Consider the following 8925-nt stretch of genomic DNA (forward strand, 5'->3'; position numbering starts at 1 on the left):
TATAACTTACCAAAAGCGGCTGACAGAAAACCTTTTTGGCCTTCCATCTTTGGCTTTAAAAAACATAAAGCTTCCTGAGGGGATATGCCTGAGGAAGCCTGCGATAACAGTGATGAACTTGCTAATCACTAGAGAAGGCAGCGGGCAAAAGCAAGAGCGCTCTGTCAGCAGTTTCAGCCTTTAGGGTTTTCGACTCTAGCGGCTACCGCCATCAGTTAAGCAAGTTGGGTAGCCAATGTTTTAGCTGAGGGCAGAATGGCTGCGATCATAGGTTTGCTGAGCCGCTGCACTTGGCTTACCTTGAATCGTCGTCCAGTGTTCGGCGGCTTCGGCTGGCATGCCAATTTCGCTGCTGATGCGGCCTAGCATCGACTGCTGACGCTGCTTGATCTGATGATGGTGGCGGTTCATTAAAGCACGAGCTTGGTCTTGAGCAGACATAATATTGCCCTCCTGGATTGCTGAGGCGTTTAAGTGGATTAAAAGTAGCTTACGTATTTATTATACAAATATTTTCTGTAACAAGGTATACAGAAATACCTTTTAATATTTATTCATTTTTCGGGATCACGGTCTTTTTCGCAGTCGTCTCGATTGGTTTTGGGTAGACAGGGTGGGGGGCTGAGATGGCGCTATGGCAAAAGTCAAAAGTCAGAGGGCGGAAGGCAGAAGGAAAGCTTTTCTATCAGAGACTTGCAGCCATTGAATTGTCTCAACTTTTGTCGTTATAGCTATAGAGGCAGCAGGCTAAAGGCAACGGGTTAGCATGGCAGGTTTTCTGACGAAACCTTCATGTGCAATAGCTTTTGGGTTAACAGCTTTGCGTAAGTTAGGGGTTTCAACGCCAGTGGCTACTGTTATCTATCAATTTTTTTGATAGAAGCTACGCCAAATTTGGATACCCAAAGTCGCCTCGCTGGCCTAACATCCGGTCTAAGGTGGTAAAACAGCTTTTTGGGCGATCGCGCAGGTAGTCATCATGATCAATCTCGCTGGCAAAGTTATTCTCGTTACTGGAGCCTCACGCGGCATTGGCGCGGCGATCGCCCAAACGTTAGGAGCCGCTCACGCTGATGTCATTGTTCACTATGGGCACGACCCCAAAGGAGCCAGCCAAGTGGCAGCGGCGATCGCTTCTGCCTATGTCGTGCAGGCTGATCTAGCCGTCGTAGGTGCGGCTACCGATCTATGGTCAGCAGCGATCGCTTGGAAAGGCCATATCGACGTTGTGATTAACAATGCTGGGATTGCCCCTGCTGCGGGTGTTGCGCCTCAGGCAGGCGTAGATGCCGACTTTGCTACCTGGTCACAGGCTTGGCAAAAAACGCTGCAAGTGAACCTGATTGCCGTTGCAGATATCTGCCGGGAGGCTATTCTGCATTTTCAAACTCAAGGGGGCGGCACGCTGATTAATATTGCTAGTCGGGCTGCTTTTCGCGGAGACGACCCCGAATATATGCACTATGCCGCTTCTAAAGGGGGTGTGATTTCGCTGACTCGCAGTATTGCGCGGGGCTATGGTCGGCAGAATATTCTGGCCTATGCGATCGCTCCTGGCTTTGTCCGCACCGAAATGTCAGAAGCCTTTGTGCAAAAGTACGGCGAAGAGACCCTAACCCGCGATATTCCCTTAGGTCAGATAGCTTCACCGCAAGATGTGGCTAACGTCGCGGCCTTTCTAGCTTCTGGCCTTGCCCCTCATGCTACGGGCACCACGATTGATATTAATGGTGCCTCTTACGTGCGCTAGAGAATTTAATATGAACGGGATTAAACGCGGGATGATCGCTTTCCCCGAAAGTTTGGCGTTGCTAGCGATGGTTTCTAATCAGCTAGGAGCCGCGATCGCCAAAAGTCTATTTAATGACATCGACCCTATTGGTATGGTTTGTCTGCGCACCGGGTTGGGGGCGCTGTTTCTTTTGGCTTTTTACCGTCCTAACCTGCGCCAGTACAGCGCTAGCGACTATCGCTTGCTCATTGCTTTTGGAGCGGTGTTGGGAGCGCTGAGCTATTGCTTTTATGCGGCATTAGCCCTTTTGCCAATTGGGATTGCGGTGACGCTGGAGTTTTTAGGGCCGCTGGGGGTGGCGATCGCCACTTCTCGCCGCTGGCTAGACGGAATTTGGGTGCTTTTGGCGGGTATGGGGATTGTGCTGCTTAGCCCCTTGGCGGGGGGAACAGCTCTGAACCCTGTCGGGGTGATGATGGCGTTGCTAGCTGCAGTTTTCTGGGGCACGTATATTGTGTTTTCAAATCAGGTGGGGCATCGGTTTGCCGGGGGAGAGGGCTTAGCGTTGTCGCTGGCAGTGGCGAGTTTGCTGCTGTTGCCATTGGGCTGGGCGGCCAGCGGTAGCGCTTTGTTGCAGCCATCGGTTCTGGTGGTAGGCGGTGTGGTAGCGCTGCTGTCTTCGGTGGTGCTTTACTCTCTGGAAATGGAAGCTTTGCGCCACTTGCCGATGACTGTGTTTGGCGTGCTTATGAGTTTAGAGCCTGCTATTGGGGCGGTTTTAGCTTTTTGGCTGCTGGGTGAAACGCTAACGCTTCAGATGATGGCAGCTATTGCACTGGTGGCGATCGCAGCGGCTGGTTCTTCTCGGTTTAAGCCGTTCAAAACCTGAGATTATGGCTAACCCAATTGCCAAGTGAACTTAACCGGGCGATCGCGCTCAGCCCCACCTGCGGCTACTGCCAGAACACCCCGCAGTTAATTGATCCAGCTATTTTTTCATCTGTCTGTACGGTGTCTCCCTCTTTTGTCATTCCAGAAATTTTGAACATATTTGCGTCGTTTCAACCCACGAGCAATCAAGCTTTACCCCGGTTTGAGAGAAGAGGCGTATAGCCGTAGCCAGAAGCGTTGAGACACTTCAATAGCTAAAAGTCTCTAACAAAAAGCCTTTCCTTCTGCCCTCTGACTTTTGCCTTCACCTTTAGCAACATGTCTATCTACCGCGCCTCCCATACCCAAGCCTTGCTGCTGCTAGTCATGACCAATGTCATTTGGGGGACGACCTTTCCGCTGCTCAAAGATGTGGTGAGTACGCTATCGCCCCAGGCTCTGATTTGCACCCGCTTTTTGATTGCGGCGATCGCCTTAATACCATTTTGCCGCCACTGCAATCGGCAATTACTCAAAGACAGTTTTGTGCTAGCGGTGCCGCTATTTTTAGCTTATTTAACGCAGGTAGTGGGCTTAGAAACCACACCTGCTAACCGCTCGGCTTTTATCACCAGCTTGAATGTGATTTTGGTGCCTATACTGGGCGTTTTACTGGGGCGATCGCTGTCTTTACCAGTGGCGATCGCCGCAGCTTTGGCTTTCACTGGCGTTGGGGTGCTGTCGTGGCAAGGGGGCGCGTTTAGCGTCGGCGATGTGTGGACGTTGGGCTGCGCCATTAGCTATGCCAGCTTTATTTTGTTGCTAGAAAAAATTGCCCCCCGTCAGCCCCTAGTGGCGTTAACCACCTGGCAGATCATTTGGGTTGCCATCTTGGGGTTGCTGTGGTCGGGTGGGAACATCTGGCAAGAACTGCCCGCGCTGCAAGCGAATTGGGGAGCTATTGTGTATTTGGGTGTCATAGCCACAGCCGCGACTACCTGGACACAGGTTATTGCTCAGCGATCGCTAGCGGCTACCGAAGTGGCGATTATCTATACGCTAGAACCCGTATTTGCCGCTTTGTTTGCTTTTTGGTGGTTGGGCGAACGGCTGGGTATTCGCGGTGGGCTAGGGGCGGGGGTCATTCTTGTGGCAACGTTGATCAGCCAGCTTAGACCGGGGCAGATTTACCCACTATTGCCGAAAATTTTTCAGCGTAAATAAGCAAAAACAGGCTGGGTATCTATCGTCGATACCCAGCCGTTTTTGGTTCTAAGGCTTTAGCTGGCTAGCTATTGCTGATTAGCTCTGGCGTCTTTAACCGCAGCATAGAAGAAAAAACCGCCTAGCGGCACGCAAACGGCCAAAAGTGCAATTGTTGGCATTGCTCCCCAATCCGGTTCACCGGATGTGAGTTCAAAAATAGCAGCTACGGCAGAAATAGCGGCTAGGCAAGCCCCAGCCAAAAAAACGCCGCTTTTAGGAGTCATCATCGGCAAAACTTCCTAGTTATAGGTGCTGAACGTCGCCTGCAGAAAAGCCATGCTTTTGCAGTTCTTGGTTGAGGGCGAGGGCGTTGTCTACGCGATCGACAAACATAACGCCATTGAGATGATCCATTTCATGCTGAATGGCTCGCGCCAGCAGTTCGGCTGCTTGAATTTTTTGGGGACGGCCATTTTCGTCTTTGAAAGCAACTTCAATGGCGGCTGGACGAATGACATCTAGATAAACGCCTGGAATGCTCAAACAACCTTCTTGCCCGGTGCAAAGCTCTTTGCTAGCGCGGGTTACTTTAGGATTGATCAGCACCAGCGGTTGATTGGCCGCGTTGTCGGGTTCGAGGTCAATAACGATGAGCTGCTTGTTGACCGCCACTTGAGGAGCCGCCAAGCCAATGCCATCGGCACTGTACATCGTCCGCAGCATTTCGCGGGCTAGCTGCCGCACCTCTTCGTCAACCTTGGAAATGCGCTTGGCTGGCTGACGCAGCGCGCGATCGCCCAAATAGTGAATCTCTAAAGGCGGATTCTTTAGTTTTTTCTTTTCAACTAAAACTGAGGCAGCCATAAGCGAGTAAAAATATTGTTCAGTCTTTTCTATCCTAACAACACAAACTCACTTCGAGTTAGCGCCAATTCTCAAATTTCGTGTTTCGGCAATTCCCAATCTGCAAGAGACGTGCCAAACTAATGGGCGGATTGCGGGTGCGCTGATAAACCTTGGCGACGTTTCGGAGGGCAGCCAATGCTGAAGGTTTTTACCAAAGCAGATTATTTAATGAGAGAAACGCTGCTAGGTCTGCGACGGGGTGGCTGGATGAACTGGGCGGCTGTCAGCACCATGACGGTTTTGCTGTTTTTGTTCGGCGTTAGCCTTCAGTCTACCTGGCAACTAGAAGGGTTATTAAATCAATTTGGCAGTCAGCTTGAGGTTTCGGTCTATTTAGACAGTGGGTTTGATGCAACTGTGCTGGCACCTAAAATTGATCAATTGCCAGAGGCGATCGCCATCGAAACCGTTAGCAAAGAAGTGGCCTGGGAAAACCTGGTCAAAGAATTGGGGATTTCTGACATTGCCGGGGCGACTGAGCAGCTTAACGGCAACCCGCTGGTGGATGAACTAAAAGTTAAAGCCCGATCGTCAGCCGAGGTGCCAGCTTTGGCGGCTAAGCTGGCTCAAATTCAGGGGGTTGATGAGGTTCTTTATGTTACCGAAGCTGTACAGCGACTGGCTCAGCTGAATGAAGGGCTACGATGGATTAGCCTATTTGTGATTATTATTTTGAGCCTAACGGCGATCGCGGTTATTACCACCACGATTCGGCTAATTGTGATGGCTCGTCGCCGCGAAATTGAAGTAATGCAGCTAGTGGGTGCCACTAGCGCCTGGATTTATCTGCCTTTTATCTTGCAAGGAGCCACGTTTGGCCTGATTGGGGCGGGCTTTGCTTGGGGGTTGATGCTAAGTATCCATCGCTTTTTAGAAAAGTTTGCGACGCAGCAGCCAGACTTTATTCAGTTTTTGATCAATGGTTTGCAGCTTTCGGCTCGGCAAAATATGCTGTTGCCTGTGGCGCTGTTTGCCCTGGGCAGCGTGGTGGGGCTAATGGGCAGTTTGCTAGCTGTTCGCAAGTTTGCCTTGCGATGAGATGAAACAGCCAAGTGGCTAAGCGCCAGATTTTTGGGCAATAAGGGCTAATCGGCTGGCGATCGCCCCAAAGGGGAAAGAGTCAGACATAAGCCGGGTTCTGTTCTTCTGAGTTACCTCAAAAGGGCAGTTATCTATCTAGGACGGCTGTTACCAGACGCCTCTAGCGGTGCACTTACAACAGGGCTGGTAAAAGACCAACCGTTGCCCTTACGACCTTGCTCCCAACCGGGGTTTACCGAGCCAGCACCTCTCGATGCTGCTGGTGCGCTCTTACCGCACCCTTGCACCCTTACCTGTAAAAGGATGAATGAGGAAGGATCAAGGATGAAACTGCTTTCTCCCTTCTCCCTTCTGTCTTCTACCTTTCCATCGGCGGTATGTTTCTGTGGCACTCTCCTCACGGTCACCCGCACTGGGCGTTACCCAGCAAGTTTGGTCTTTCGGGAGCCCGGACTTTCCTCACGTCAAGCGCTAGGCTCAACCTGCAACTGCCTCGCCAACTCTTTCCCTAGCTTCAGTCTAGTCAATAACGGCGGTGCTATTCCAGAGAAAATACCCGTGCAATCAACCCGTCAACGATTGGTCAGCCAGCGCAGAATAGGAACCGCTGGCAGATCGGGCAAAACTTCTAGTTCAAATATGAAAGGTAACAACAGCCGAATTGCTTGGTCATCTGGTGCGGTAACGGGTTTAAGCCAAACCAGCAGTTTGAGCGAGTAAATTTGCAGCGGCTGGGGCATTTTAATCGCCTTTTCTAAATCAATCAGCGGCCCTTGCGGCTGTAGAGACTGAGCCTCGCCGCTGCGCCCAAAGGCTGACTCTAGCGTTACCGCCACGTTGAACAGTTGCCCTGGATTAACAACGCTAAAGACTTGGGGTTGAAACAGCTCAACAGGCAGGGTGTTTGAGAGCCGAATGACCCGCTGCGCCTGGTTGTTAAACCGGGTAATTGAGCTGCGATCCCAATCAATATAGAGTTGAATCGTTTGGCTACGATTTAAAACCCGTACTTCTAGCGCTTTGATGGGGGGTTGTAAAGGACGCGTTCCCTGAGGCAATACCTGAAGCTCAAGGGTTTCGATCGCTGCTTCAGGCTGGCGCGGATTGGGAATCTGCAACTGTAAAAATGGACTGCGATCGAGGGGGGGATTGGCGCTAGGCAAAACTTCGGCGGCAAAGGCTTCTGCTCGCCCCTGCTGTTGTAGCTGAGCCGCTAGCTGAGTCATGAGGATGTCGGGCTTGAGGTGAATATCTACCTGATCGTCCCGTTGCGCTTCTTGGGCTAAGGCAATTTGATATAGCACGTAAGCCACGCAAATGAAGTAAACGGTCAAAATCAGAATGTCAGTGGTCATGACTCTTGGCAATAAGGCCCTGAGCAGGATTATACAAGCTGTGTTTACGCCCGTCCTGCGGGCTTTCTCCCCTTGCCAGAAATTTAAGGGCGATCGCTTAGCGCTGGCTTGCTACGATCAGTTAAACACTGTATGCAAAACCTTTTATGTTTGACTGGCTCAGCCGTTTTTTAGGACGTCCTGCGACACCCGCGATCGCTGAGGTCGAAATTTACACCTGGCAAACTTGTCCCTATTGCATTCGCGCTAAGCTTTTGCTTTGGTGGAAAAAAGTAGCCTTTACCGAATACAAAATTGATGGAGATGGGGCTGCTCGTCTACGCATGGCCGAACGGGCTGAGGGGCGCAGAACCGTGCCTCAAATCTTTATTAATCATCAGCCAATAGGCGGTTGTGATGACTTATACGCCCTAGATGCCAGGGGTGAACTAGCGCCCCTGCTAGCCCAAGCCCCTAGCGAGGTTGCTTAGGCATTGCTGTTTTCTGCTTGAGGGGCGGCTAGCTGAGTTTGTAATTGCGCTTCTGAGAGGATGGCAATACCTAATTGCTGAGCTTTTTCAAGCTTAGATCCCGCTTCTTCGCCAGCGACGACGTAGTCAGTTTTTTTGCTGACGGTACTGGTGACTTTACCGCCAGCGGCTTCAATGAGCGCTTTGGCTTCGCTGCGTTTGAGGCTAGGTAGGGTGCCTGTCAGCACAAATGTTTTGCCGAGCAGGGGTTGGGGCAAGGCGGCAGCGGTTGAGTCGGCCTGAGTCGCTAGCTGCAACCCAGCAACCTGAAGCTGCTGAACCAGGGTTTGATTGGCAGGTACCTGAAACCATTGATGGACAGACTGCGCAATTTCGGGGCCGATGCCGTAGACCGAAGCGATCGCCTCTGGGCTAGCCGCTGCTAGTTGCTCGACCTGAGGAAATTGCTCACTCAAAAGCTGAGCATTTACGCTGCCTACATGGCGAATGCCTAGCCCATAAAGCACTCTCGACCACGGCTTTTGCTTAGAACGGGCGATCGCTGCAATTAGTTTTTGAGCAAGCTGTTGACCCATCCGCTCCAGCGGCAACAGTGTTTCAACGCTCAGGGTATACAGATCAGCGATCGACGCTACCAGCCCTTGACTGACCCACTGCTGCAGCCACTTCTCCCCCAAGCCGCTAATATCCATGGCGTCACGGCTGGCCCAGTGAATCAAAGCCCCCCGCACAATTGCCGGACAAGACCGATTAACACAGCGGGTAACGGCTTCTCCCGGAGGTTTCACCACAGGCTGGTTGCATTCAGGGCAGTGGGTGGGCAGGGTAAACGGTTGGGTATTAGCAGGTCGCAGTTCTGGCAAAATCCGCACCACTTCGGGAATAATTTCACCCGCTTTGCGGACAACAGCTGTATCGCCAATGCGAATGTCTAGCTCAGCAAGGCGATCAGCATTGTGCAGCGAGGCGCGCGATACGGTTGTTCCGGCCAGTTGTACGGGTTTTAGCTCAGCCACAGGAGTAATCGCTCCGGTGCGCCCGACATTAACAGTAATGGCTTGTACTAAGGTAGGCGCTTCTTCCGCCGGATACTTTAAGGCGACAGCCCAGCGGGGACACTTTTGGGTAAAGCCGAGGCGATCTTGCAGATCTAGCGAGTTGAGCTTAACCACCACGCCATCGGTGAGGTAGCTGAGCTGGTGCCGCTCGGTAGACCAGCTTTGGTAATAAGCTTCAATTTCTTCAGTAGTTTGGCAGAGTTTGCGATGAGGGTTGACTCTAAAGCCGAGCTTTTGCAGCAGTTCTAGCGACTCCCATTGGTTGGTGGGGAGGGGGTGGGGGGATG

At 51.8% G+C, this 8925-nt stretch carries 12 protein-coding genes and 1 other RNA gene; 7 read left to right on the top strand and 6 right to left on the bottom strand.

The features are described from left to right. Nucleotides 1–184 (top strand): hypothetical protein (locus ACTS3T_RS00465; RefSeq protein WP_462934573.1); only part of this gene is annotated, 184 nt, incomplete at its 5' end. A 56-nt stretch (nt 185–240) separates the two neighbouring features. On the opposite strand, the gene gifA is transcribed toward ACTS3T_RS00465, so the two are convergent. Further along, on the bottom strand, nt 241–441 hold the full coding sequence (gene gifA / locus ACTS3T_RS00470) for a glutamine synthetase inactivation factor IF7A (protein ID WP_377964005.1): 201 nt from the start codon (nt 439–441) through the stop codon (nt 241–243). Between the two features lie 538 nt (nt 442–979). Between gifA and ACTS3T_RS00475 the strand changes: the two genes are divergently transcribed. From ACTS3T_RS00475 to ACTS3T_RS00490, 4 genes are all read left to right on the top strand, one after another. Beyond that, complete coding sequence (locus ACTS3T_RS00475; RefSeq protein ID WP_377964003.1) at nt 980–1750, top strand: SDR family NAD(P)-dependent oxidoreductase; 771 nt, start codon at nt 980–982, stop codon at nt 1748–1750. Between the two features lie 10 nt (nt 1751–1760). Further along, a complete protein-coding gene (locus tag ACTS3T_RS00480; RefSeq protein ID WP_377964001.1) occupies nt 1761–2621 on the top strand; it encodes an EamA family transporter in 861 nt (286 codons plus the stop codon). A 17-nt stretch (nt 2622–2638) separates the two neighbouring features. Continuing rightward, nucleotides 2639–2845: a hypothetical protein gene (locus ACTS3T_RS00485; protein ID WP_377963999.1), complete on the top strand. Its 207-nt coding sequence runs from the start codon at nt 2639–2641 to the stop codon at nt 2843–2845. A 96-nt stretch (nt 2846–2941) separates the two neighbouring features. Further along, nucleotides 2942–3826, top strand: a complete 885-nt coding sequence (locus tag ACTS3T_RS00490) for a DMT family transporter (protein WP_377963997.1) — start codon at nt 2942–2944, stop codon at nt 3824–3826. Nucleotides 3827–3894: 68 nt separating this feature from the next. On the opposite strand, the gene ACTS3T_RS00495 is transcribed toward ACTS3T_RS00490, so the two are convergent. Together ACTS3T_RS00495 and def are read right to left on the bottom strand one after the other, a co-directional pair. Continuing rightward, nucleotides 3895–4092 carry a hypothetical protein gene (locus ACTS3T_RS00495; RefSeq protein ID WP_377964009.1) on the bottom strand — a complete coding sequence of 66 codons (198 nt, stop codon included), beginning with the start codon at nt 4090–4092 and terminating at the stop codon, nt 3895–3897. Nucleotides 4093–4111: 19 nt separating this feature from the next. After that, nucleotides 4112–4672, bottom strand: a complete 561-nt coding sequence (def, locus tag ACTS3T_RS00500; RefSeq protein ID WP_377963995.1) for a peptide deformylase — start codon at nt 4670–4672, stop codon at nt 4112–4114. A 177-nt stretch (nt 4673–4849) separates the two neighbouring features. Here def and ACTS3T_RS00505 point away from each other — a divergent pair, with 177 nt between their 5' ends. Further along, nucleotides 4850–5752 (top strand): cell division protein FtsX, encoded by a 903-nt coding sequence (locus ACTS3T_RS00505; protein WP_377963993.1) that lies wholly within the window; start codon nt 4850–4852, stop codon nt 5750–5752. Between the two features lie 74 nt (nt 5753–5826). On the opposite strand, the gene rnpB is transcribed toward ACTS3T_RS00505, so the two are convergent. Both rnpB and ACTS3T_RS00515 read right to left on the bottom strand, forming a co-directional pair. Then, nucleotides 5827–6259, bottom strand: an RNA gene (gene rnpB / locus ACTS3T_RS00510) — RNase P RNA component class A. Between the two features lie 68 nt (nt 6260–6327). After that, complete coding sequence (locus ACTS3T_RS00515) at nt 6328–7110, bottom strand: hypothetical protein (protein WP_377963991.1); 783 nt, start codon at nt 7108–7110, stop codon at nt 6328–6330. A 146-nt stretch (nt 7111–7256) separates the two neighbouring features. Between ACTS3T_RS00515 and grxC the strand changes: the two genes are divergently transcribed. Beyond that, nucleotides 7257–7580: a glutaredoxin 3 gene (gene grxC, locus ACTS3T_RS00520; protein ID WP_377963989.1), complete on the top strand. Its 324-nt coding sequence runs from the start codon at nt 7257–7259 to the stop codon at nt 7578–7580. On the opposite strand, the gene ligA is transcribed toward grxC, so the two are convergent. After that, nucleotides 7577–8925, bottom strand: a 1349-nt coding sequence (ligA, locus tag ACTS3T_RS00525) for an NAD-dependent DNA ligase LigA (RefSeq protein ID WP_462934574.1), incomplete at its 5' end; no start/stop codon positions are given. The genes grxC and ligA overlap by 4 nt on opposite strands.

Source organism: Almyronema sp. (assembly GCF_052168255.1).
Lineage (GTDB): Bacteria > Cyanobacteriota > Cyanobacteriia > Phormidesmidales > Phormidesmidaceae > Sphaerothrix > Sphaerothrix epifaneia.